The sequence below is a fragment of the Geodermatophilus amargosae genome (assembly GCF_900116515.1).
Lineage (GTDB): Bacteria > Actinomycetota > Actinomycetes > Mycobacteriales > Geodermatophilaceae > Geodermatophilus > Geodermatophilus amargosae.
Window position 1 is genome coordinate 129,401 of sequence record NZ_FPBA01000014.1, and the last position, 22,877, is coordinate 152,277.

General features: G+C 73.0%; 22 protein-coding genes. 10 read left to right on the plus strand and 12 right to left on the minus strand.

The genetic code is table 11. From position 1 onward, the window contains the following. Positions 1 to 2: 2 nt before the first annotated feature. The 3 genes from BM414_RS17880 to BM414_RS17890 are packed head-to-tail and all read right to left on the minus strand — an operon-like array spanning position 3 to position 2,961. Complete coding sequence (locus BM414_RS17880) at positions 3 to 560, minus strand: acetyl-CoA carboxylase biotin carboxyl carrier protein (protein WP_093581474.1); 558 nt, start codon at positions 558 to 560, stop codon at positions 3 to 5. Further along, positions 557 to 2,356, minus strand: a complete 1,800-nt coding sequence (locus BM414_RS17885) for a pyruvate, phosphate dikinase (RefSeq protein ID WP_093581476.1) — start codon at positions 2,354 to 2,356, stop codon at positions 557 to 559. The genes BM414_RS17880 and BM414_RS17885 overlap by 4 nt, the downstream gene beginning before the upstream one ends. Further along, entirely contained in the window at positions 2,356 to 2,961 is a 606-nt protein-coding gene (locus tag BM414_RS17890) for a hypothetical protein (RefSeq protein WP_093581478.1), read from the minus strand. The genes BM414_RS17885 and BM414_RS17890 overlap by 1 nt, the downstream gene beginning before the upstream one ends. 228 nt (positions 2,962 to 3,189) lie before the next feature. Between BM414_RS17890 and BM414_RS17895 the strand changes: the two genes are divergently transcribed. Next, on the plus strand, positions 3,190 to 3,993 hold the full coding sequence (locus tag BM414_RS17895; RefSeq protein WP_175551663.1) for an SDR family NAD(P)-dependent oxidoreductase: 804 nt from the start codon (positions 3,190 to 3,192) through the stop codon (positions 3,991 to 3,993). A gap of 21 nt (positions 3,994 to 4,014) precedes the next feature. On the opposite strand, the gene BM414_RS17900 is transcribed toward BM414_RS17895, so the two are convergent. Together BM414_RS17900 and BM414_RS17905 are read right to left on the minus strand one after the other, a co-directional pair. Beyond that, entirely contained in the window at positions 4,015 to 5,211 is a 1,197-nt protein-coding gene (locus tag BM414_RS17900) for a thiolase family protein (protein WP_093581482.1), read from the minus strand. A 32-nt stretch (positions 5,212 to 5,243) separates the two neighbouring features. Further along, positions 5,244 to 5,591 carry a glycosyl hydrolase family 2 protein gene (locus BM414_RS17905; RefSeq protein WP_093581484.1) on the minus strand — a complete coding sequence of 116 codons (348 nt, stop codon included), beginning with the start codon at positions 5,589 to 5,591 and terminating at the stop codon, positions 5,244 to 5,246. A 597-nt stretch (positions 5,592 to 6,188) separates the two neighbouring features. On the opposite strand from BM414_RS17905, the gene BM414_RS17910 reads away from it, so the two are divergent. Then, positions 6,189 to 6,929, plus strand: coding sequence for an SGNH/GDSL hydrolase family protein (locus BM414_RS17910; protein WP_175551664.1), 741 nt, complete (start codon positions 6,189 to 6,191; stop codon positions 6,927 to 6,929). Between the two features lie 624 nt (positions 6,930 to 7,553). Here the strand turns inward: BM414_RS17910 and BM414_RS17915 are convergent. Next, positions 7,554 to 9,032, minus strand: coding sequence for an amidase (locus BM414_RS17915; protein ID WP_093581488.1), 1,479 nt, complete (start codon positions 9,030 to 9,032; stop codon positions 7,554 to 7,556). A 164-nt stretch (positions 9,033 to 9,196) separates the two neighbouring features. Between BM414_RS17915 and BM414_RS17920 the strand changes: the two genes are divergently transcribed. After that, positions 9,197 to 9,433: a site-specific integrase gene (locus tag BM414_RS17920; RefSeq protein WP_093581490.1), complete on the plus strand. Its 237-nt coding sequence runs from the start codon at positions 9,197 to 9,199 to the stop codon at positions 9,431 to 9,433. Between the two features lie 18 nt (positions 9,434 to 9,451). Then, a complete protein-coding gene (locus BM414_RS17925; protein ID WP_093581492.1) occupies positions 9,452 to 9,631 on the plus strand; it encodes a hypothetical protein in 180 nt (59 codons plus the stop codon). A 189-nt stretch (positions 9,632 to 9,820) separates the two neighbouring features. Here BM414_RS17925 and BM414_RS17930 read toward each other — a convergent pair whose 3' ends face one another. The 4 genes from BM414_RS17930 to BM414_RS17945 form a co-directional block, all read right to left on the minus strand. Continuing rightward, the gene (locus BM414_RS17930) at positions 9,821 to 10,270 is read right to left on the minus strand and encodes an SRPBCC family protein (protein ID WP_175551665.1); all 450 of its coding nucleotides are present in this window, start codon (positions 10,268 to 10,270) and stop codon (positions 9,821 to 9,823) included. Positions 10,271 to 10,651: 381 nt separating this feature from the next. Continuing rightward, positions 10,652 to 10,906 (minus strand): hypothetical protein, encoded by a 255-nt coding sequence (locus tag BM414_RS30295; RefSeq protein WP_093581495.1) that lies wholly within the window; start codon positions 10,904 to 10,906, stop codon positions 10,652 to 10,654. Positions 10,907 to 11,700: 794 nt separating this feature from the next. After that, positions 11,701 to 13,128: an MFS transporter gene (locus BM414_RS17940; protein WP_093581497.1), complete on the minus strand. Its 1,428-nt coding sequence runs from the start codon at positions 13,126 to 13,128 to the stop codon at positions 11,701 to 11,703. Between the two features lie 18 nt (positions 13,129 to 13,146). Continuing rightward, on the minus strand, positions 13,147 to 14,028 hold the full coding sequence (locus BM414_RS17945; RefSeq protein ID WP_093581499.1) for an SDR family oxidoreductase: 882 nt from the start codon (positions 14,026 to 14,028) through the stop codon (positions 13,147 to 13,149). 70 nt (positions 14,029 to 14,098) lie between these two features. Between BM414_RS17945 and BM414_RS17950 the strand changes: the two genes are divergently transcribed. Both BM414_RS17950 and BM414_RS30300 read left to right on the plus strand, forming a co-directional pair. Then, positions 14,099 to 14,710: a TetR family transcriptional regulator gene (locus BM414_RS17950; protein ID WP_093581501.1), complete on the plus strand. Its 612-nt coding sequence runs from the start codon at positions 14,099 to 14,101 to the stop codon at positions 14,708 to 14,710. A 512-nt stretch (positions 14,711 to 15,222) separates the two neighbouring features. After that, positions 15,223 to 15,846 carry a pyridoxal phosphate-dependent decarboxylase family protein gene (locus BM414_RS30300; protein ID WP_217644793.1) on the plus strand — a complete coding sequence of 208 codons (624 nt, stop codon included), beginning with the start codon at positions 15,223 to 15,225 and terminating at the stop codon, positions 15,844 to 15,846. A gap of 332 nt (positions 15,847 to 16,178) precedes the next feature. Here BM414_RS30300 and BM414_RS17960 read toward each other — a convergent pair whose 3' ends face one another. Continuing rightward, a complete protein-coding gene (locus tag BM414_RS17960) occupies positions 16,179 to 17,795 on the minus strand; it encodes an acyl-CoA synthetase (RefSeq protein ID WP_093581503.1) in 1,617 nt (538 codons plus the stop codon). 320 nt (positions 17,796 to 18,115) lie between these two features. Here BM414_RS17960 and BM414_RS17965 point away from each other — a divergent pair, with 320 nt between their 5' ends. Both BM414_RS17965 and BM414_RS17970 read left to right on the plus strand, forming a co-directional pair. After that, positions 18,116 to 18,637, plus strand: coding sequence for an NAD(P)H-binding protein (locus BM414_RS17965; RefSeq protein ID WP_245784808.1), 522 nt, complete (start codon positions 18,116 to 18,118; stop codon positions 18,635 to 18,637). 101 nt (positions 18,638 to 18,738) lie between these two features. Next, positions 18,739 to 21,270 (plus strand): excinuclease ABC subunit UvrA, encoded by a 2,532-nt coding sequence (locus BM414_RS17970; RefSeq protein ID WP_093581505.1) that lies wholly within the window; start codon positions 18,739 to 18,741, stop codon positions 21,268 to 21,270. Between the two features lie 275 nt (positions 21,271 to 21,545). Here BM414_RS17970 and BM414_RS17980 read toward each other — a convergent pair whose 3' ends face one another. Next, positions 21,546 to 22,049 carry a MarR family winged helix-turn-helix transcriptional regulator gene (locus tag BM414_RS17980; protein ID WP_093581508.1) on the minus strand — a complete coding sequence of 168 codons (504 nt, stop codon included), beginning with the start codon at positions 22,047 to 22,049 and terminating at the stop codon, positions 21,546 to 21,548. 116 nt (positions 22,050 to 22,165) lie between these two features. Here BM414_RS17980 and BM414_RS17985 point away from each other — a divergent pair, with 116 nt between their 5' ends. Next, complete coding sequence (locus BM414_RS17985) at positions 22,166 to 22,540, plus strand: DoxX family protein (RefSeq protein ID WP_093581510.1); 375 nt, start codon at positions 22,166 to 22,168, stop codon at positions 22,538 to 22,540. A gap of 41 nt (positions 22,541 to 22,581) precedes the next feature. Next, a partial coding sequence (locus BM414_RS17990; RefSeq protein ID WP_175551667.1) for an alcohol dehydrogenase catalytic domain-containing protein occupies positions 22,582 to 22,877 on the plus strand: 296 nt, incomplete at its 3' end.

Consider the following 22,877-nt stretch of genomic DNA (forward strand, 5'->3'; position numbering starts at 1 on the left):
ACTCAGCCGTCCAGGTCGATGAGGAACAGCGTCTGCCCGTGCTCCACCATCGCGCCGTTCTCGACCTCGACGGAGCGGACGACTCCACCGGCCCCGGCCTGGACGTGGTTGAACAGCTTCATCACCTCGACGATGCAGACGGGGTCCTCGGCGTCGACCCGCCGGCCGACCTCCACGAAGGGCGGTGCGGAGGGATCGGGTGCCCGCCAGAACACCCCCACGCTGGGCGAGGTGACGCGGTGGACGCCGCTGGCGTCTTCCAGGATCAGCTCGGCGGACCGCTCCGCGGCCTCCACCGCGGGCACCGGCGCGACCTCGGCGGGGGAGCCGACGGCGCCGGCCGCGGTCGCCGCGGGCAGGCGCGCCCCCGCGCCAGCGCGGAGGCTCGCGGCCCGCGGGCCCGGGGTGGGCGGCTGGGCGCCCGCTCCGCCGGTCGCCGGTGGCTGCCCGGTCCTGCTCAGTTGGACGCTGGCGCCGTCGAGGACGAGCGTCATCTCATCCCACTCGGAGGCGTCGAAGGCCGCCATCAGGGCCTGGAGGTCGGCCGGGGTGAGGCTCACGCGCCGTCTCCCGCGGCGGTGGCCCGCCGCCGGGACGCGGCCTGCAGCAGGTGGAGGAGCAGCACCAGCGGGTGCTGGCCCGGCGCGGCCGCGACGGCCGGGACCCCGGCGTCGAGGACGGCGTCCGCCGCCGCCGGCGTTGCGACGACCGTGCCCCGGGCGCAGTTCGCGCCCCTCAGCAGCTCGGCCACGCGCGCGGGATCCGCAGGCGTGGAGGGGTCCAGTCCCACGCCCGAGGCGTCGAGATCGACCGTTCCCTCGGGGGGCTCGTCGACGACCTGCACCGGGCTGGCTTCCCGTGCCCACTCCAGCAGCCGCGACAGGGCGGGGTCGTCCTCGGCGCGCACCGCCTCGGTCGGCAGTCGCCCCGCGTAGACGACCCCCGCGGTGGCGTCGACCGTGACCTCTCGGCCGGACCAGCCGGCGGTGGCGCCGGTCCCGACACCCACGACGCACGGGCGTCCGAGTGCGCGGGTGACCACGGCGGCGTGCGAGGTCGAGCCGCCGAGCTCGGTGACGACGGCGCGGGCCGCGATCATGCCCGAGATGTCCTCCGGGCTGGTCGTCGGACGGACGAGGACGACGGCCCGGCCTTCGGCGGCTGCCGCGTCGGCGGCCTCGCTGTCCCCGACGACGACGCCGGCCGCCACGCCGGGGCAGGCCGGCTCACCGCGCGCGAGGACCTCGGCGGCCTCGGCGGCCCCCGGGGCCAGCCGGGGTTGCAGGACGCTGGCGACCTGCTCGGAGGTCACCCGCTGCAGGGCGGTCATCCGGTCGACCAGGCCCGCCTCCGCGAAGTCGACCGCGGTGCGCACCGCGGCCGCCGGGGAGCGCTTGGCCGACCGGGTCTGCAGGAGGAACAGCCGTCCCCTCTCGACGGTGAACTCGATGTCCTGCACGTCGCCGTTCTCCCGCTCCAGGACGAGCCCGGCCTCGAGGAGCTCGGCGTGCACGTCCGGCAACTGCGCGGCCAGGTCGGCGAGGGTCTGCACCGCGTGGGTGCCGCTGACCACGTCCTCGCCCTGGCCGCCGGGCAACCACTCGCCATAGGGCTCCGGCGCGCCGGTGAGCGGGTCGCGGGTGAAGAAGACCCCGGTTCCGGATGCCTCGCCGAGGTTGCCGAAGACCATGGCCTGGACGGTGACCGCGGTCCCGCCCTCGTCGCTGATGCCCCAGTGCTTCCGGTAGGCGATGGCCCGGCGGGACCGCCAGGACGCGAAGACCGCGTCGATCGCCTCACGGAGCTGGTCCAGCGGCTCGCGCGGAACCTCCCGTCCGCTGTCCTCCACGACCTCCGCCCGGACGCTGTCGGCGTCCGCCCCGGGCTCCGGGTCCTCGACGTCGGCGCCGAGCACGACCTTGCCGAACTGCGCGCAGAAGCGGGTGTGGGTGTCCCGGGCGAAGCCGGGGTCCCCGGCCAGATCGGCGAGTGCCCGCTCGACCTCGTCGGTCATGCCGAGGTTCAGGACGGTGTCCATCATGCCCGGCATGCTGACCGGCGCGCCGCTGCGGACCGACACCAGCAGCGGGGCACTCGGGTCGCCCAGTCGCCGTCCGGTCTCCTGCTCGAGCCATCTCAGGCCGTCGAGGACCGCCTGCCAGGTCTCCTCGTCCAGCCGTCCGCCGGACTGGTGGTACCGGCGGCACTCGGTGACCGGGATGGTGAACGCGGGGGGTACGCGCAGGCCCAGCCGGCGCATGCGCACGATGCCGTCGGCCTTGCCGCCGAGGCGGTCCTTGCCTGGGGACACGGAGCCGTCGAGAGGGACGACGCGCTCGCTCGTCAGCGTGGCCATCACTCCTCCCGGGTGCGCCCGAGCATGCGGAGCAGATCCTCGTGGAGTTCGTGCCACACGACGTGGTAGCTGTCCACGCGGACGCCGCTGACGTAGTCGGTCTCGCCCGCGAGGGCCTTGTCATAGGCGTCGTCCAGACGGCGGACGTATGCCTCGAGCCGGGGCTCGGCCGCGGTGAGGCGGTCGAGGACCTTGGCCGCGCGGTCGTGCAGGTCGCCCAGCCGGTCCAGGATGCCGCGGTCGTAGTCGGGGTCGGTGTGGGTGTTGGGCACCCGTTCGCCGCCCGCGGGCATGCTCTGCCAGTCCGTCAGCAGAGCCAGCAGGTCCCGGTTGATCCGCTCGAACTTGTCCGCCGCGGTGGTGAACGCCGAGTCGTCCCGGTGCGGGGCGAACGCCTGCGGGTAGTTCTCATCCAGCCAGGCGCGGCCGCCGGGCGTCACCATGAACCTGCCCTTGGCCCCGATCGCATGCCCCTCGCCGACGGCGGACTCCAGGGCCTGCTGCACGTCCTCGGGTGACTGCCCGATCAGAGCGGCGACGGCCTCCGGAGTGGCAGCGCTCTTCACCGCGAGTCCGTGCAGCGTCAGCAGTCGCAGGTCGGTCACCCGCTCCTCCTATACGTCCGATGTCTGCGTCGGCGGCGTGGCCGTCGCAGCGAACCCACACCAAGCCATTGCGCAGGAGCGATGCGGGAAATAGCGTGACCCGCGCCACACTACCCGGGGCGGGGGCCGAGCGGTACCCGCCCGGTGCACCCCTCAATGACCCGACCCTTGCGTGACGGCCGTGCGGCCATGGCCCGCACGAGCGTCGGCGGACCGACTGGAGGAACGGTGGACAGCAGCAGGTTGAACGGCAGGCTCGACGGCAAGGTCGCGGTCATCACGGGTGCCAGCACCGGGATCGGCCGCGCGGCGTTCGAGATGTTCGCCGCCGCCGGGGCCAAGGTCGTCGGGGCCGCGCGGACCCAGTCCAACCTCGACGAGGCCGTCAAGGCGGTGGAGGGCCTCGGGGGCGAGGCGGTGGCGGTGTCGGCGGATCTCGCGTCGGACGCCGCGGCGGCCACGGTCATCGACGCCGCGGTGTCGAACTTCGGCGGCATCGACATCCTGGTCAACAACGCCGGTGTGGGGTACTCGTACCGCAGTGTGCGGCCGGGGTCGATGAACGCCATCGGCGACTCCACCGCCGAGGAGTGGGACCACGTCATGTCGATCAACCTCGGTGCCGTGGTCAACTGCAGCCGCCACGCGATCCCCAAGCTGCAGGAGCGGGGTGGTGGCGCCGTCGTCAACGTGGCCAGCGTGCTGGGCCTCGTCGGCAACCCCGATGCGCACGCCTACACCGCGGCCAAGGGCGCGATCATCAACCTGACCCGCTCGATGGCCGTCGCGTACGGCAAGGACGGGATCCGGACGAACGTGGTGTGCCCCGGCTACACCGAGACCCCGCTCGTCGAGGAGTACATCGACTACCTCAACAGCGAGGAGAACCGGTTCAACTGGAACCCGATGGGCCGGATGGGGACCTCGGAGGAGATCGCCTACGGCCTGCTCTACCTTGCCTCGGACGAGGCCCGGTACTGCAACGGCGCCATCCTGACCATCGACGGCGGGATGATCTGCAAGCCGAGCTGACCGCTCCAGGGCCGGTCGGGGTCACACCGACAGCAGGGTGACCCCGATCGCCGCCGAGTCGTTGTCCAGGTAGCCGCCGGCGTTCTCGGCCAGGGCGACCCTGGCCCCCGGGACCTGCCGGTCGCCGGACCGTCCCCGCAACTGGTCCACCAGCTCCACGAGCTGTGCGCACCCGGTCGCGCCGATGGGGTGGCCCCGCGAGAGCAGCCCGCCCCCGGTGTTGACGGGGATCCGGCCGCCCAGCGCCGTGTCGCCCGAGGCGAGGAGCTTCGGCCCCTCCCCGCGGCCGCACAGCCCCAGCTGCTCGTAGACGATGAGCTCGGCGGGCGCGGCCCCGTCGTGCACCTCGGCGACGTGCACGTCCTCCGGGCCGAGCCCGGCGCCCTCGTAGGCCGCCTGCGCGGCCAGCGTGACCCCCGGGGATTCGCCGGTTACGCGGTCCGTGCCGGACCTCAGCTCGCAGGCGCGCACCCGGACCTCGCCGCCGCCGTGCCGCCGGGTGAACGCCTCGGAACACACCACGATCGCCGCGGCGCCGTCGCCCACGGGGGAACACATCAGCAACCGCAGCGGAGCGGAGATGACCCGACTGGCCAGGACCTCCTCGCGGGTCACCCCATTGCGGTACTGCGCCTTCGGGTTCAGCGCGCCATGGCGGCCGTTCTTCACCGCGACGTCCGCGAAGTCGGCCTCGGTCGCCCCGGACTCCCGGGAGTACTCCATCGCCATGGCCGCATAGACGTCCATGAAGTAGGACTTGGGCCCGGCCGGGACCTGGTCCGCGGTAGTGCGACCGCCGAGGGTGGGCGGCTCCGACAGGTCGATCGCCGTGCCGATCGCGGCCAGTGGGCGGGCCTTGTCCGCGTGCGTGAGCTTCTCCGCGCCCACAGCCAGCGCGACGTCGGCGGCGCCGGACTCGACCGCCATGCAGGCCAGCCGGAAGGCGGTCGTGGCGGACGCGCACGCGTTCTCGACGTTGACGACGGGGCGGCCGAGCAGCCCGGTGTGGCGGAGGGCGGACTGTCCGCGCACCATCTCCTGTCCCGAGATGAGTCCTTCCGCGGCGTTGCCGAAGAACACCATCTGGACGTCCTGCGGGCTGAGGGCCGCGTCGGCCAGCGCGTCGCGGACGGCTTCCTCCGCGAGGCTCCTCAGCGTCCGGCCGGGGATCTTGCCGAAGGCGGTGATCGCCGCTCCGGCTATCCGGACCTCGGTCATGGGGAGCTCCCTCCGTGCGCAGGGCGTCGTCGTCACGGTAACCCGGTCGGCGCGGACCGGTGGGGTCGCGGCGGCTGGGCTTCACTGCCGCGGCCGAGGCGTCTCACCGCGTCCGGGTGCTCGCGGGCACGGCCGGCCAGGGTGACCGCCGGGAGGATGCCGAGGATTCCCGCGAGGTGGACCGCCCCCACCGGCTCGTCCAGGAGGCAGGCGTCGAGCGCCAGTGCGACGAGCATCTGCAGGGCCGGCGGGGCGGCCATCCTGCTGGCACCGTCCTGGGCCAGCGCCGCGTACCTGCAGGCGGTGGCCGTACCCATGGTGCCGCCGGCGACCCCCAGCCACATCCACTGCCTCGCGTCGAGCGGCGGGATGCCCTGCACCCCGGCGGCGTCCGGCGACGAAGACGAGCAGCAGCAGGGCTCCACACCCGCCCGCGCAGGAGCTGAGGACGGTCCCCCAGGCGGACGCCGGGGCGGCGGTGCAAGCGGTTCCATTGAAGGTGACATGGAACCGGACCACGCGGTGGGACGGGGATCCGTCGCCTTGCTGCCCGCGGGAGGTCTCCGGACCGGGATCCCCGCCGGTTACTCCGCCCCAGACCGTCCCCATCCCTGAGCCATGAGATCGCTTCGGGGAGATGACCGTGGGGCGTCCTGCAGGGACTGTTCCGACCTCGATCGACCCGCGAGGGCGGGTGGCGGAGCCGGCCGCGGCCCTCCGCACGGCCCCAGCCCGATGGAGGTCCATGCCCCGGCCTTCGGGAGCGAGATGAAGGGCAAAGATCATCCTTTCGCCGTACCGGTGGTGGCGCTGGTCCTCTTCGCGGTTCCCCTTCCGGTACAGGTGCTCGAGGTGCTCGTGCACCGTCCGAGGCGACGTGTGCGAGCCGTCGACCTGAGCGAGGAGCCGGGAGTCCGGCACGCACGACACCCGCGCGGCAGGCGGTGGCGCCCCGGAGTCGAGCGCAGGATGGTTTCGTGCCCCCTGATCCGCGACCGTTCCCTGTTGCTGCGGGACCGTTCTACGTCGCCCTGGGTGACTCCATCTCCATCGACGACTACGCGGGCGGACCCGGTCGGGGAGGGGCCAGCCTGCTGTTCCGCAACCGCGACGACGACTTTCCCGACTGGCGCGGCCGCGACCTCCTCACGGTGGACCCCGGGACCACCTTCGCCCTGTTGGCCACGGACGGCGCGACGACCCGCACGCTGCTGCAGGCGCAACTCCGTCGTCTGCGGGCGCTGCCGGAACGGCCCACGGTGGTCACGCTCACGATCGGGGGCAACGACCTGCTGTCGGTGTACGGGGACAGCGCCGCAGCTCGAGAGGTCGTCGCTCGCGTCGAGGCGGCCGTCGACGGCGCACTGGCTGAAATCGCCGGCCTCGTGGCGCCCGGCGGTCGGATCGTCGTCGGGACCGTCTACGACCCGAGCGACGGCACGGGGGACGCCGTCCGGCTGGGGCTGCCGCCCTGGACCGACGCCGTCGCGGTGATCGACGAACTCAACCAGGCGCTGCGCGGTGTCGCCGGGCGGCACGGTGCTGCGGTGGCCGACATCGCGGGGACCTTCCACGGTCACGGGCTCCGGGCGGGTGACCCTGCGCGGCCCGAGGCCCGTCCGGCGGAGCGGGACCTGTGGTTCTGCCGCCTCATCGAACCGAACGCCTGGGGAGCCGGTGGCGTCCGGACGGCCTTCTGGACAGCGCTGCACGCATGACAGCGGTGGTCCACCGTCCGACGCCGGCGGAGGGGGTGGTCCCGAGTGTCGGGGGCTCGACCGATGGACGGTGGCGCGGCAGTTCCCGGTGGCGTTCGGCACCGGCCCCACTCGGTGCCGGACCACGTGCCTGCTGGACCTGGCTCGCAGTCCGGTGGTCGGCGGTCGACCGCTGGACGTGGCCGCCGCGGCGGCTGAGTTCGCCGACCAGGGCCACCTCACCCGGCTGTTCCACAGGCGCGTACGGGATGACGCCGGCCGCGTGGCCGTGCCTCCGGCGGAGCGCTCGAGGGTGCGCGGACGGCGCCGGGCGACCTCCGAGGCCTGGACACGGAAGCGCCCCGGGCTCCTGATCTGCAGGAACACCGGGACGATGCTGTGTCGGAGGGGCGACTCGGTACATACGCACACGCCTGCGCCCGGTGCTCGGCTGATCCGGGCTCGCCGGGGCTCACATCCGAGAGATGACCAGTCCGCCCCCGAACCTGTGGGCAACCCGTCCGCCTGACGGGCCCCGGTCCGTCCTGGATCCGGCTCTTGGCGTGGGAGCAGGGGATGCGGGGGACCGTCCAACCATGAGCCGGGGCGCTTGCGGTCGTCACGGCACTGCGGCGCCCTGCGCGGTCAGCTGAGCGGTCGGTGCGCGCACCGGGCGTAGGCGTCGTGCCAGGGCCGCAAGCGTTCGTAGACCGCGCTCGCGGCGAGCACGTCGGCGTCGCCGTAGCGACGTCCGATCAACTGCATGCCGACCGGCAGCCCGTCGACATCCCCGGCCGGAACCGAGGCGGCCGGATGACCGGAGAAGTTGACGACATAGGTGAGGCACCAGCCGATGAGCGGGTCGACGTCCACGCCCTCGATGGTCCTGGGGCCGACCGTGTTGCCGTCCTCGGCATTGGTCACGGGCAGCGCGGCAAGGGTCGGGGTGACCAGCAGGTCGTGGGAGCGCAGCACCTGCTGGATCCGGTCGTAGACGTGGGTGCGCATGCGCTGGTCGCGCAGCACGTCCTGGGCACTGAGCCGGTAGCCCTTGTCGATCCAGCGCAGGTACTCCGGTGGGAAGTCGTCCCGGTGCTCGCCGAGCAGGTCGATGCCCTGCGCGCTGAGTCCCTCGAGGCCCTCGATGTTGAGCGGCATGATCAGACGGCACCACAGGTCGCTCAGCTCGCGCTGGTCGTGGTCGAACGCGAGGTCGACCTGCTCGACGGAGGCGCCCGCCTCCTCGAACGCCCGCACCGCTCGCTCCACGACGGCGGCGACCCGGCGGTCGACCGGGATGCCCCCCAGGGTGGCGCTGAGGGCGATGCGCCATCCGCTGATCGACCGGCGGGTGGCTCCCGCGAAGGAGACGGGGTCGTCGAGGGCGAAGGGGTCCCGGTCGTCGTAGCCGGCGAGCACGTCGAGGGCGAGGGCGGCGTCGTCCACGGTGCGGGTCAACGCCCCTTCGAAGAGGAACGGGTTGATCGAGCCGAAGGCGTTCGGCCGCGCCGTGTAGGGCACGCGGCCGAAGGAGGCCTTGTAGCCGTACAGGCCGCACCAGGAGGCGGGGATGCGGATGGAGCCACCGCCGTCGGTGCCCTCTGCCAGGGGCAGCAGCCCGTCCGCGACGGCGGCTGCGCTGCCGCCCGAGGAGCCGCCGGTGTTCTTCGTAGTGTCGAAGGGGTTGCGGGACGGGCCGAACAGGTAGTTGTCACACGTGCCGCGGAAGCCCATGACGGGGCTGTTGGTCTTGCCGAGGAGGACGGCGCCAGCGGCTTCCATCCGCTCCGCGTACGTGCAGTAGGCGGGGACGCTGAAGCTCCCCAGCGCACGTATCCCACCGAAGGTCGCCGGCCATCCGGGCTTGAAGTCGAACAGGTCCTTGATGGCGGTCGGGACCCCGTGCAGGGGCCCGAGCGCCGCGCCGGACGTCACCGCCCGCTCGGCCTCCCGCGCCCGCTCACGAGCCTCGTCGAACGCGGTGAAGACGAGTGCGTTCAGGCTGGGGTTCCGTTCCTCGATGCGGGTGATGGCGGCGTCGATGACCTCGACGGGGGAGAGGTCACGGCGTCGGATGCGGGCGGCCAGCTCGGTCGCGGTGGCGTAGGCCAGGTCGTCGGACATCGTCGTCCGCCCCTTCGTCAGCCGGGCACGTTGAGGGGACGGAGTCTGCCGAGCCTCATCGGCCGCGACAAGGTCGGAGAACCGCCTACCGGCACAGCAGGGCGTCGTAGAGGAACTCGATCAGTTGGTGGACCGGGGCCACGCCCAGGATCCCGGACCTCGGTATGAGATGGCGGCTGCTGGCGGCCATCGGGATGCGCCGCGGGGAGGCGCTGGCCCTGCGCTGGCGGACGTCGACCTGGACGCCGGCCGGCTCGCGGCCCGCCGCAGCGTCGGCGTCGTCAGCCGAGGGCGCCGGCGAGCGCCTCGTCGAGGGCACGACCAAGACGGGCCGGTCTCGGGTCGTCGACCTCGACGCAGGCACGGTGACCGCGCTCCACGCCTACCGGGCCGCCTGCTGAGGGCTGGCGATCGACCTCGTGCGGGACCCGGCTCGCGTACTGAGCAATCTGGACGGCACCCAGCGGCACCCCGAACGGTCCTCCCGCCGCTTCGCCGGCCAGGTCGCCCGGGCCCGCGAGGCGCTGGAGGTGGAGCGGCGGCCGGTGATCCGGCTGCACGACCTCCGCCACACCCACGCCACCCTGCTGCGGGGCTGAGGTCGCCCGCGAAGTATCGCACTGGTATCACGAGGCGTTGCTGACCTTGAAACGACGCCGCCCAGGGCCTCTGTCCTGCAGAGACACCGGGGCGATGCTGTGTCCGAGGGGCGACACGGTACCTACGCACACGACTGGGCACGTGACCTCGGGCCGGGTCGGCCGTGCCACAGGTCCCAGCTGAGCCGGTCAGCGGGGCGGTCGCTCCTCGACGTGCCGCTTGATGGATCGAAGGCTGGCACGCATCGTCTTCTCGAACCGTGGGCGCATGAGCGGCAGGAGCAGGTTCAGCGGCATCTTGGCCCGGGTGTCGATGATCAGGAGCAGGTGTGTTCCGCCGGCCGCGCCGGGAGAGCAGCCAACCTGCTGCTCGAGCCGGAACGGCGCCATCTCGACGACGGCGGCGAAGTGACTGTCCGGCCGGTACTCCGTGACGGTCACGAACCCCTCGCTCCGCCTGCCGCCGTCACTCCGGACGAGTCGGGCGGTCGCCCCCTGGTGCACGGGACCGGGTGAGGTCGGCGTCATCTCGACGACCGAGGGGTCCCACCTCGGATGGTTGTCGAAGTGCTCGGTGGCCACGAACCGGAAGACGTCGGACGGCGCGGCGTCGATGTGTATCTCCGCTTGCAGACGCACGGGTCCTCCTCGGCCTGCGACGGACGCGCCCACTCCCGGGCGCGCTCGGAGTCTGCTCGCCCGGCGTGATCCCGGGGAGCCCTCCCCGCCTGCGCACGTGTGAGGCAGTCACGACCCCGGGCGCCCGCACCGTCCGACCGTGCGCGAGGACAGCGCGTGCCACGGCACTGCCCTGACGTCCCGTCGCCCGGTGACCACGACCATGCATCCGCTGCCCACGTGGTCGTTCCTTGCTCACCGGCAGCCGGTGAGGGACGCGCCGGAGCGTGGACTCCGCAGCATCCCCCTGGCCGGGTGTCGGCGCCCGGCCGCAGGCGGGAGGCGACCGTCCGGGCCCATCACGGGGCGGGTCGGGACGCCTCGATCCCCATGGCTCGGGCATCAGGCGGTGGACGGGCCCCGCTCCACCCCGTGGCCGCAGGAGGCGGACCGCCGGTCCTCCTCGTCAGCCGAGCTCCCAACCGGAATCGTGATGCGGCGGCGTTTGCCTACCTCGGGCCCGGGCTCGGCGAGCTGCGTGGCCGTCACCTCCACCTGGACCGCGGGCTCGGCGCGGGAGGCCGGGTGGTCCGGGATGTTCTGCGGCACCTGCGGATAGCCCGCCGGGAGCGGCTTGAGGAACGGGCAGACGGGCATCGCTGCACGTCTTCGCTGCAGGGGTTGGGGTCAGACCGGTGCGCACACCGGGCGAGACGGCTCTCGGAGGACACGCGCCGCGGGACCGGACCGGGACGTGCGGGGGGATGGCGGGGCTGAACCCTCACGGCTCTCCGATCCCGACGCGCGAGATGGCCGGCGCCGCCAGCACCGCGCAGTACGGAACGCCCGTGACCGGACGGAAGCGCTGCGGCGTGTCGCCGTGCCCACTGTGGTGATCCACGGAACGGCGGACAGGATGTGCTCCCCGTCGGGTGGACGGGCGACGGCCGCGGCCGTTCCCGGCGCTCGGCTGGAGATGGTCTGCGGGATGGGTCACGACCTGCCACCGGGAGCCTGGCCGAAGCTGGCCCGTGCGATCGCGGACAACGCCCACCGCGGCGAAGCCCACTGACGAGACCCTCATGGCCGACGACCGGGAGGGTCATGGGTGTCCGAGGGGGACTTGCCACGTACGCACACGGTCTGCGCCGAGTCGGTGACTGCCGTCCGCACGACGGGCACTCGGGCACGGCCCGGTGTGATCCTCGTGCTCCAGGCGTCCCGACCTCGCCCTCAGTTCGTGGTCGGTGGCGTCGGAAGGAGTCGGTGTCCGCCCGCCGGCGCCCGTACGCCTCGACCTCCAGCCCACGCCGCCACGTCCCGGCGACCGGGTGAAGAGGCTGGCTCCGCGCCGAGGATCGCGCTGACAGCCGCGAGGTCGACGCCGGGCGGTGCGGAGAAGTCGTTCCGCCGGGGCGCCGACCTGCGGCGGTGAGCCGGGCTTCCTGGGACTACGCCGCTCCGGCGACGGGGGTCGCTGCTCCCACGCTCGGTGTCGCCCGGCCGATGTCCCGGGGCATGCGCGTGGCGGCGACGGTCGCCGTCAGGACGAGAAGGGCGGCGCCGAGGAAGCCCGCGCGGTAACCGGAGGCCAGGCTCGCCGCCGTCGGTGCGGCGGTGACGGCGGCCGCGACCCCGGCGAGCGTGGCCAGGCCGATCGCCGGTCCCAGCTCCTGGGAGGTGTTGAGCAGACCGGAGGTGAGGCCCTGCTCGTCCGGAGGCACGCCGGTGGTTGCGGCGATGAACATCGGCGCGTAGCCGATCCCGCTGCCGACCGCCATCGCCAGCAGACCGGGCAGGACGTCGGTCCAGTAGCCGCCGTCGTGCGGCGCGCGGCTCAGCCACAGCATGCCGGCCGCCATCAGGGCCATGCCGATGACGAGCGGCGGACGAGCGCCGACCCGGGTCACGACGTTCCCCGAGAACGGCGTGATCAGCAGGATGAGGACGGTCAGCGGGGCGAAGGCCAGACCGACCGCCAGCGCTCCGTGGCCGACGACCACCTGCAGGTACAACGAGGTGAAGAACAAGCTCGCGGTCAGAGCTGCCGAGCTGAGTGCCAGCGTCGCGATGCCGGTACGGACGCCGGGCCGCAGCAGCAGCGCGAGGTCGATCAACGGTGCGCTGCTGCGCCGCTGCCGGACGGCGAACCCGGCCAGCAGCACCGCGGCGGCGGACAGGGCGACGACGACCGCGGAGGTGAGCCCGTGCTGCGGCAGCCAGGTCACCGCGAGCACCGCGGGGACGAGACCTCCCGACAGCAGCGCGGCCGCCACCCCGTCGAGCCGCGTGCCGGCGCGTTCCCGGTGCTCGGACAGCAGCGCCGTGGCCGTGACGATCGCCAGCACGCCCACCGGCACGTTGATCAGGAAGACCGACCGCCACCCGGCGAGCTCGGTCAGGACCCCACCGATCAGTTGGCCGGCGATGGCGCCACCGGCGCCGACCGCTCCCCACAGGCTGAGGGCGCGGTTTCGGGCGGGGTCCTCCTCGAAGCGGGTGGTGAGCAGGGCCAGCGCGGTGGGCGAGATCATCGCGGCACCGATGCCCTGCACGGCCCGGGAGGCGATGAGCTGCCAGCCGGTCTGGGCGAGGCCCGCCGTCAGCGACGCGAAGGTGAACACGGTGAGCCCGGTGAGGAAGATCCGGCGGCGTCCGTAGAGGTCACCGGCGCGGCCGAAGGCCACCAGCAGGCTGCCGAAAGCCACGGTGTAGGCGACCGCGACGAACTGGAGGGCGCCGTCAGGCACCTGCAGGTCCGTCCGGATCGAGGGGACGGCGACGTTCACCACGACGACGTCCAGGATCAGCATGAACTGCGCGGTGCAGAGCAGCGCCAGGGCGAGGACGTCGCCGCGGCGGGTGTGAGTGGTGTTCATGGCGGACTCCTCCTGTGCTCACGAGGCGGATGCTGCGATGTGCCGGCCCCAGTGCGGCCGGCGGCCGTCGATGTCGGTCAGGCCGTACTCCTCGCCCAGGTCCCAGCTGGTGTGGACGAGCCCGGCGCGGGCCGCGATGTCGGGATCGGCGGCCAGGGCGGCGATCGCCCGCCCGACGAAGTGGGGGGTCTCCGAGGCGGCGAAGTGCGGATCCCGCCTCGCGCCGTCGCGCCAGGTGGCCTCGGTGACCCCGAAGATCTCGAGCATGGCCTCCGAGCGCAGGAAGCCGGGGGTGACGGCCAGCGCCGTCACCCCGTGCGGCCCGAGCTCCTCCGCCATGGCGAAGGCCAGCCGGTTGACCGCGGTCTTGACGAGGTCGTAGCCCAGGCTGCCGCGGTAGTCCTCGCCGGTTCCGTCGGTGATCTCGACGACGAGGCCGCGGTGCCGGGCGAGCATCAGCGGCACGAGGTGCTGGCTGGTGAGCAGGTGGGTGACGACCGCCTGCTGCCACAGCTGCTGCACCTTGGCCACGTCGAGGCGCCAGAACGGTGTGTCCCACTCGGTCAGTGGATCGCCGCCCCACACGTCGTTGACCAGCACGTCGAGCCGACCGTGGTCCCGCAGCACCCGGTCGGCCAGCGCAGCGACGTCTTCGGACCGGGAGTGGTCAACGCCCAGCGCGACCCCCTCGCCGCCCGCGGCGGTGACCCGCTCGGCGGTCTCCTCGATCGTCTCCGGACGGTTCATCGCGGAGCGCCCGTGCCGGGTGCTGCGGCCGGTGACGTAGACGGTGGCGCCGGCGGCGCCCAGCTCGACGGCGGTTCCTCGGCCGGCTCCACGTGTGCCGCCGGCGACGACGGCGACCTGACCGGCGAGGGGTCGGTTCTGCTTCGTTTCCATGGAACACCTCCTGTAGTAAGTAAACGATTGTTTGTTTACAAACTGAAGAGGGTCGCACTAGTCTTCCGGCATGCCCCGCCCCAGGACCGTCAGCGACGGCGAGATCCTGGCTGCCGCGGCCGTGGTCATCGGCGAGATCGGGCCCGACCGGCTGACCCTTGGGGACGTCGGCCGCAGGGTCGGGCTGGCCCCGGCCACCCTGCTCCAGCGTTTCGGCTCACGGCGGGGACTGCTGCTGGCGCTCGCGGGTCACGACGTCGACGCCGTTCCCGCCCGGCTGCGAACGGTGGCATCCGCCCCGGGCAGCCTGCTCGACGCCCTCGTCGCGGCCCTCGTCGAGACGGCGTCGCAGATCGACAGCCCCGCGCGGTTCGCCAACCATCTCGCGTTCCTGCTCAAGGACCTCGCCGACCCGGAGTTCCAGGCCCTCGCGCGCCAGTACGGCGCCGGGGTCACCGCCGCCATTCGCGACGTCCTCGCCGCCGCGGCGGACCGGGGCGAACTTGACGCCGACGTCGACGCCGTGGCGCAGCTGGTGCACGTCGCCTACAACGGGGCGCTCGTCACCTGGGGGATGATTCCCGACGGGCAACCGGCTGACCGCGTCGGACACCACCTGCGCCAGGTGCTGACGCCCTACCGGGCGGCGCACGGCCGTCGCGTGGCCGCCGGATCGACCTGATCCGTAGGGGCAGCCGAGTGGTGCCGGGGTGGCTTCCCAGGAACCGGGACGAGGGCGGTGTTGCCGCCGGGAGGGGAACGTCGATGCCTGCACCGCATCGGTCCGCAGTGCCCGCCGGCGCGGCCGCGGTCGCGACGCGGCGCAGCTCCGGCAGCAGCTCCAGCCCCCTTTGCCGGACGTCGCGCATGCGGGATCCCTCGACCGCGTGCTGGCCGATGTCGGCTGGGACGTGGAACGGGACGGCCTGGCAGGCGCTCCGCCAGTCCGCGTGGTCGCCTCGTTGGAACGGCACGCCACGATCGACCGGGCGCTGCGCCTCCTGGGGCTGGGAGCCGGCGCGGTGCAGCCGGTCGAGGCCGACGAGCAGGGCCGGATCCGGTCGCCGCGCTGGAGGAGACCCTGGCAGCCCCTGCACCCGGTCCGGTGGTCGTCTGCCTGCAAGCGGGCAACGTGAACACCGGCACCTGTGACGACCGGGCCGCGGCCGTCGAGGTCGCCCGCCGGCACGGGGCGTGGGTGACGTGGACGGTGCCTTCGGGTTGTGGGCCGCGGCCAACCCGTCGACCCGCCACCTCCTCGCCGGTGTGGAGGCGGCCGACTCGTGGGGGACGGACGGGCACAAGTGGCTGAACGTCCCCTATGACAGCGGCTACAGCTTCTGCGCCGACCCCGTGGCCCACCGCGCCGCCATGGCCTACAGCGTCGCCTACGTCACCGGGCACGGGGAGGGGCCAGTGCGGGCGCCGTCCGACTACATCCTGGAGTCCTCTCGACGGGCCCGCGGCTTCGTGACGTGGGTCGCGCTGCGCCTGCTCGGGCGCACGGGCGTGGGGGACCTGGTCGAGCGGTGCTGCCGCTTGGCGCGCCGGTTCGCCGGTCGGATGGCCGCGATAGAGGGCGTGAGCGTCGGCAACGACGTCGTCCTCAACCAGGTGCTGGTCCGGTTCGGCGAGGACGACGGTGCGACCGACGCCGTGGCCGCTGCCGCGCAGGAGTCGGGGGAGTGCTGGATGGGCTCCACGACCTGGCGCGGCAAGCGGTACATGCGCGTGTCCGTGGCGAACTGGTCCACCAGCGAGGACGACATCGATCGCACGTCCGCCGTCGTCGAGGCGGCCTGGCGCTCCCTGCGGTAGCTGGTGACGTCCGGACCGGGGAGTCCGGCCGGTCGTGTGCTGTGTCCGAGGGGCGACACGCTCCATACGCACACGCCTACACCCAGAGCATCAGTAGTCGTCCGTCCGTGATCCAGGCCGTCGTCCACTCCGGCCGACGGGTCGGGGTCTTCCCATCGGGCTGGGACCAGCGAGCGCCTGCTCGGTCCCCCACGGCCGACCCGAAGCCCATGCGCCTGCTCGACGTCAGGACGGTCGGCGACCGCTTCGCGTCTCACGTACCTCAGCGTGCGGAACGGCGTGCCCGGGCCCCGCCACGTGTGACCCGGCAAAGCGGAGGCCTACCGGGCGGCCTAGGGATCGGCAGGCGTCTCCTCGTGGGCCAGGCCGGCGTGTTCCTGGCGGAGATCGCGCTTGAGGATCTTGCCGCTGGGGTTCTTGGGCAGTGCGTCGGTGAGGACGACGTACTTGGGGCGCTTGTAGCCGGCGAGCCTCTCGCGGGCGTGGGCGTGTACGTCCTCTGCGGTGAGCGTGGTGCCAGGCTTGGGCACGACGACGGCGGTGACGGCCTCGACCCAGTAGGGGTGGCTGATCCCGAAGACGGCGACCTCGGCGATGCCGTCGAGTTCGTAGATCGTCTCCTCGATCTCGCGGCTGGCGACGTTCTCCCCGCCGGTCTTGATCATGTCCTTCTTGCGGTCGACGACGGAGAGGTAGCCGTCGGCGGTCATGACCCCGAGGTCGCCGGAGTGGAACCAGCCGCCGGCGAAGGCGGCGGCTGTCTTGTCTTCGTCGCCGTAGTAGCCGAGGGTGGCGTGCGGGCTGCGGTGCACGATCTCGCCGACGGTGCCGACCGGGACGGGCGTGCCGTCGTCGTCGACGAGCATCGTCTCCACGTTCAGCGCGGCCCGGCCGGCGGAGCCGGCCCGTTCCAGCTGTTCGTGCGGCTGCAGGATGGTGGCCACCGGCGCCATCTCGGTCTGGCCGTAGAAGTTCCACAGCTGCACGTCGGGCAGCCGTCGCTGCAGTTCGCGCAGCACCTCGACGGGCATGGCCGAGGCGCCGTAGTAGCCCTTGCGCAGGCTGGACAGGTCGGTGGTGTCGAAGTCGGGGTGCCGGAGCAGGGAGATCCACACCGTCGGCGGGCAGAACAGCTTGGTGACCTTCTCCCGGGCGATCGTCGCCAGCACGGCGGCGGGGTCGGGCGCTGGCAGGATGATGCTGGTCGCGCCGAGGTAGACGTCGACGGAGAAGAAGCAGTCCAACTGCGCGCAGTGGTACATGGGCAGCGCGTGCACCTCGACGTCGTCGGCGCTCATCCCGCCGTCGACCACGCAGGTGACGTACTGGGCGATCAGCGAGCGGGACGACAGCATGGCGCCCTTCGGGCGGGACTCGGTGCCCGAGGTGTACATCAGGCGCAGCGGGTCGTCGTCGGCTACCGCCACGTCCGGCGGGCTGTCGTCCCCGGTCTGCCACCAGGCGTCGACGTCCTCCCAGCCCGCGGGTGGGGTGGCGCCGGACAGCCCAATCCAGCCCTGCAGCCCGCCGTCGACCCCGGCGGCGGTCAGGGCGCCCTCCGCCGTGGGGGCCAGCGCGTCCTCGGCGACGATCGCGCGCGCACCGGAGTGCCGCAGGATGTAGGCGACCTCGTCCGGGCCGAGCATGAAGTTCACCGGTACCAGCACCACGCCCAGCTTGGCGGTGGCGAAGGCCAGGACGGCGTACTGCCAGCAGTTGTGGCTCAGCAGGGCCAGCCGGTCGCCCTTGCCCAGGCCGCGCGCGGTCAGGGCGTGGGCCGTCCGGTTCGCCGCGGCGTCGAACTCCGCGTAGGTCACCCGCCGGTCGCCGTCGACGACCGCCGGCTTGTCCGGGTACCGGCGGGCCGTGCGGTGCAGCAGGTCGCCCACCGAGTGCTGGCGCGCACGGGTGACGGCGGTGTCGGTCGCCGGGCTGAACGTGGCCTGCATGGTGGTCCTACCTCTCGGTCTGGACGTGGGGACGACGTCGATGCCCGTCACTTCAGTGATCTTCGACGATGGACCGGCGCTTCGGCATGCGCGCCGGCTCCGCGATGCCCAGCAGCCCTCGTCGTCCATGCTGCGGCCGGATCCGTCGCAGGTGATCGCCGGTGACGAGACGCGGCCGCGATGGAGGCATTGGCAGCCGGCGTCCCCGTCGCCACCCGGGACCTGCCGGTGCTGCGAGAGGAGTTCGGCGAGGCGGCGGTGTCCGCGACGGACGCCGGGGAACGGGGGGCGCTCCTGTCAGCCGTGGAGCGGAACTCCCGGTGGACGGCCAGCCCGTGTCCGTCGGGCGCAGCAGGATGCGGCTGCGCAAGACCTCCATCGCGGCATCTCCTCCCAACCGGCCGTCCGTGGAGTCGATCACCGCCGCAGGTGCCACGAGGCCCCCCGGTGCGAACGGGTCGGTCGGCGCCGCGGTGTGCCGGGCGCTCGTCGAGCGGTCGGCGCAGGTGCGCGCTGTCGTCCGTCGCGGCGGCAGCGCCCCCGCGCTCGACGGGGTCACCGAGCACGTCGGCGACCCCACCGACGAGGGCCTCGCCCGAGACGCGACCCGGGGCGCCGACGCGGTCGTCACGACGGTCCACCCGATGGACTGGTCCCGGGAGGTGCAGCACCGGGTCGGCGTCGGCAGCTTGACGCTCCCCGCCCGGGTCTCCCGCGACGCTGGCGTCGCCCGGGACCAGGCTGACGTCACCACGATCACCGCGGAGGACGTCGCCCGCGCGCTGGGCGAGGAGCCGGCGGGTGACCCCGCGCTGCCCGGTTGGCGACGCTGGCTCGGGTGACGTCCCGCTCGGTGCCCGCATCGACGGTGCGGGCAACGCCGGCGTGACCGGGTACGTGCCCCGCGTGCCCCTCCGGCCCGGGCGCAGGTCAGGCTGGAGCCATGATCGACGAACCGGGCCGCGCGTCCTCGCCGACCGACCGGTTCGTCCGGGTGCGCGGCGCCCGCGAGCACAACCTGCGCAACGTCGACGTCCAAGTGCCGCGGGACGCCCTGGTCGTCTTCACCGGCGTCTCCGGATCCGGGAAGTCCTCGTTGGCCTTCGGCACGATCTACGCGGAGGCGCAACGCCGGTACTTCGAGTCCGTGGCCCCGTACGCCCGGCGGCTCATCCACCAGGTCGGCGCACCCGTCGTCGACGAGATCACCGGGCTGCCGCCGGCGGTGGCGCTGCAGCAGAGCCGGGGCACCCCCAGCAGCCGGTCCACCGTCGGCACCGTGACGACGCTGTCCAACTCGCTGCGGATGCTGTTCTCGCGCGCCGGCACCTACCCGCCGGGGTCGACCGGCCGGCTGGACTCCGACGCCTTCTCGCCCAACACCGCCGCCGGTGCCTGCCCCGAGTGCTCCGGTCTGGGCAGGGTGCACCTGGTGACCGAGGACAGCCTGGTCCCCGACGCATCGCTCAGCATCCGGGACGGCGCGATCGCCGCCTGGCCGGGCGCCTGGCACGGCAAGAACCTGCGCGACATGCTGGTCGAGCTCGGCCACGACATCGACCGGCCGTGGCGGGACCTGCCGCAAGCCGAGCGCGACTGGATCCTGTTCACCGACGAGCAGCCGGAGGTCACCGTGCGCCCCGTCCGCGGGGTGGGTCAGGTCCAGCGCGACTACCAGGGCCGGTACACCGGCGCACGGGCCTACGTGCTGCACACCCTGGCCAACACCAAGAGCCCGACCATGCGGCAGCGGGTCCTGCGGTTCGTGCAGACCTCGACCTGCCCGGTCTGTTCGGGCAGCCGGCTGCGGCCCGAGTCCCTGGCCGTCACCATCGGCGGCCGGACCATCGCCGAACTGGCGGCCCTGCCGCTGTCCGCGCTCGTCGAGACGCTCCGCCAGGCACCGCAGGCGACCGACGTCGAGGCGCGGATCACGGCGGACCTCCTCGGCCGGATCGAGGTGCTCACCACATTGGGCCTCGGTCACCTCAGCCTGGACCGTGCGACCCCGACCCTGTCGCCGGGCGAGCTGCAACGGCTGCGGATCGCGACCCAGCTGCGGTCGGGGCTGTTCGGCGTGGTGTACGTCCTGGACGAGCCATCCGCGGGGCTGCACCCGGCCGACGCCGAACCGCTGCTGAGGGTCCTGAACCGGCTGACCGCGGCCGGCAACTCGTTGTTCGTCATCGAGCACGACATGGCGCTGGCCCACCGCGCCGACTGGATCGTCGACGTCGGCCCGCTGGCAGGGGAGCGGGGCGGCCGCGTCCCCTACAGCGGGCCCGTCGCCGGCCTGTCCCACGTAGACACTTCGGTGACCCGGCGCTTCCTCTTCGACCGGGAGCCGCCGATCGGTCGGCCGCGACGGCAGCCCGCGGGGCAGCTGCGCCTGGGTGGCATCGACCGGCACAACTTGCGCGACGTCGAGGCGGGGTTCCCGCTCGGGGTCTTCACCGCGGTCACCGGCGTCTCCGGCTCGGGCAAGTCGACGCTGGTCAGCCAGGTGCTGGCCGATGTCGTCTCCCGGCGGCTCGGCTCACCCGCGACGGCCGCGGACGGCGCCGGCGACGCCGGAGACGACCCGACCGCCGACCCGGACGACGTCGTCCAGGACACCGCGGGGGTGACGGTGCAGCTCGAGGGGCCTGCGGCCGTCGACCGTCTGGTGCGCGTCGACCAGAAGGCCATCGGTCGGACCCCCCGGTCCAACCTGGTCACCTACACCGGGCTCTTCGACGCGGTGCGCAAGCTCTTCGCGGCCACCGAGGAGGCCCGCAGGCACGGCTACGGCGCCGGGCGGTTCTCCTTCAACGTGGCCGAGGGGCGCTGCCCGACGTGCCAGGGCGAGGGCTTCGTGACCGTGGAGCTGCTCTTCCTCCCCGGGACGTACTCGCCCTGCCCGACCTGCCACGGTGCGCGGTACGACCCCGAGACGCTGGAGATCACATACCGCGGCAAGAACATCGCCGAGGTGCTCCACCTGACCGTCGACGCGGCCACGGACTTCCTCGCCGACCTCGCGCCGGTGGTCAAGAGCCTGCGCGTGCTGCAGGAGGTCGGTCTGGGCTACCTGCGCCTCGGACAACCGGCGACGGAGCTGTCCGGCGGCGAGGCGCAGCGGGTGAAGCTGGCCAGCGAGCTGCAACGGGCCCGACGGGGGCACACGCTGTACGTCCTCGACGAGCCGACCACCGGGCTGCACCCCGCTGACGTGGAACTGCTGATGCGCCAGCTGCGCCAGCTCGTCGACGCGGGCAACACCGTGGTGGTGGAACACGACATGGACGTCGTCGCCGACGCCGACTGGGTCATCGACCTGGGTCCTGGAGCCGGTGACCAGGGCGGCAGGATCGTGGCCGCCGGCACGCCGGAACGGGTGGCCACCGCGCCGGAGAGCCAGACCGCCCGCTTCCTCGCCCCCCGGCTACCGAGGGCGGAGCTTCCTCTGTCGTCGGGCCGCTCGGCAGTCCGGTGAGACCGCCTCCGGCCTGACTCGGCCGGTCACGAGACCTCGCGGTCATCGCGGTCGTCACCGGGGTGATCGGACTCGTCCGGTTCGCCGCGTTGCGCTGGCTGTTCCGCCCGCCCGTCCTGGCCTGACCCGCTGCGCAACCCCGCCGATCCGCCCCGGCCCGGGCTCGCCGGGCCGCCGGTCCCTGACCGCGCCGCCGCCCGTGGGGTCCGGCATCGGATCGACGCGGTCGGAGCGGGGTCGCACCGTTCATCCTGAAGGGTGCGGCGGTCGGGACGTCAGGCGGTGCCGGGCGCCGGCAGGGTCGGGAAGCTGCCCTCGGGCTGGACGACCTGGCGGATCCGGGTGGCGATCTCGTGCAGCTGGCGGACCTGGGTCCTGGTCAGCGGGTCGAGGACCAGGCGGCGCACCTCGGCGACGTGCCCGGGGGCGGTGGCCACGACCTTCTCCCAGCCGGTGTCGGTGAGGACGGCGAGGGTGGCGCGGCCGTCGTCGGGATCGGGCCGGCGGGTGACCCAGCCGCGCTTCTCGAGGCGGTCGACGGTCCGGGAGAGCCGGGTCAGCGAGCCGTTGGCCAGGGCGGCGACCTCGCTCATCCGCCGGGTGCGCTCCGGGGACATGGAGAGCATGGCCATGACCTGGTACTCGAAGTGGCTGACGCCGGCGTCGCGCTGCAGCTGCGCGTCGATGGCGTCGGGCAGCCAGACGGCCATCGCCAGGACGGCCAGCCAGGTGTCCTGTTCCTCCGCGTTCAGCCACCGCGGCTCGTCGACAGTGCCCACGACATCGCTCCTCGTTCGACCCGGCGGACGACCCGCCCGCCGAGATACTTGACGGAACAAGTGACTGCTCATATGGTTGCTTGCGTCGGCAAGTAAACCATGCGAGGAGTCAGAACGTGAACGTCGTCTTGTGGATCGTCGCCGGGGTGCTCGCCGCGGTCTTCCTGGGTTCGGGGCTGAGCAAGCTCGCGCAGCCGCGGAAGAAGATTGTGGATTCCGGCATGGGCTGGGCCGAGGACTTCAGCGACGGCGCGGTCAAGGCCATCGGTGCGCTGGAGGTCCTCGGCGCGCTGGGCCTGATCCTGCCCGCGGTGTTCGACGTCGCTCCGGTGCTCGTGCCGATCGCGGCCGTGGGCCTGGCCCTCGTCATGGCCGGCGCTGCCGTCGTGCACGCCCGCCGCAAGGAGACGCCGATGGTCGTCGCCAACCTCGTGCTCCTCGCCCTGGCCGTCTTCGTCGCCTGGGGCCGCTTCGGCCCGTACGCCTTCTAGTCCCTCCCCGTCCCCGCACCGCGTCCAGAGGAGTCCCCGTCATGCGCGCACTGCACGTCCCCGCCGCCGGTGAGCAGCCCCAGATCTCCGACATCCCCACCCCCGAGCCGACCGAGGGCACGGTCCTCGTCCGGGTCAAGGCCGCCGGCCTCAACCCCATCGACAACGCCGTCGCCGCCGGCTTCCTGACCCAGATGGGCCTGCCGCACGAGTATCCGGTCGTCATCGGCCGCGACGCCGCCGGTGTCGTGGAGGCCGTCGGGGCCGGGGTCGACCACGTCGCCGTCGGCGACGAGGTGCTCGGTCACGTGCTGCTCGCCCCGCCGATCTCGGCCGG

Coding starts and splice junctions, on each gene's coding strand:
- BM414_RS17885 (WP_093581476.1), bottom strand. CDS start 2,356: ATGGCCACGCTGACGAGCGAGCGCGTCGTCCCTCTCGACGGCTCCGTG.
- BM414_RS17900 (WP_093581482.1), bottom strand. CDS start 5,211: ATGACCGAGGTCCGGATAGCCGGAGCGGCGATCACCGCCTTCGGCAAG.
- BM414_RS17915 (WP_093581488.1), bottom strand. CDS start 9,032: ATGTCCGACGACCTGGCCTACGCCACCGCGACCGAGCTGGCCGCCCGC.
- BM414_RS17920 (WP_093581490.1), top strand. CDS start 9,197: ATGAGATGGCGGCTGCTGGCGGCCATCGGGATGCGCCGCGGGGAGGCG.
- BM414_RS30295 (WP_093581495.1), bottom strand. CDS start 10,906: ATGCCCGTCTGCCCGTTCCTCAAGCCGCTCCCGGCGGGCTATCCGCAG.
- BM414_RS17940 (WP_093581497.1), bottom strand. CDS start 13,128: ATGAACACCACTCACACCCGCCGCGGCGACGTCCTCGCCCTGGCGCTG.
- BM414_RS17945 (WP_093581499.1), bottom strand. CDS start 14,028: ATGGAAACGAAGCAGAACCGACCCCTCGCCGGTCAGGTCGCCGTCGTC.
- BM414_RS17950 (WP_093581501.1), top strand. CDS start 14,099: ATGCCCCGCCCCAGGACCGTCAGCGACGGCGAGATCCTGGCTGCCGCG.
- BM414_RS17960 (WP_093581503.1), bottom strand. CDS start 17,795: ATGCAGGCCACGTTCAGCCCGGCGACCGACACCGCCGTCACCCGTGCG.
- BM414_RS17970 (WP_093581505.1), top strand. CDS start 18,739: ATGATCGACGAACCGGGCCGCGCGTCCTCGCCGACCGACCGGTTCGTC.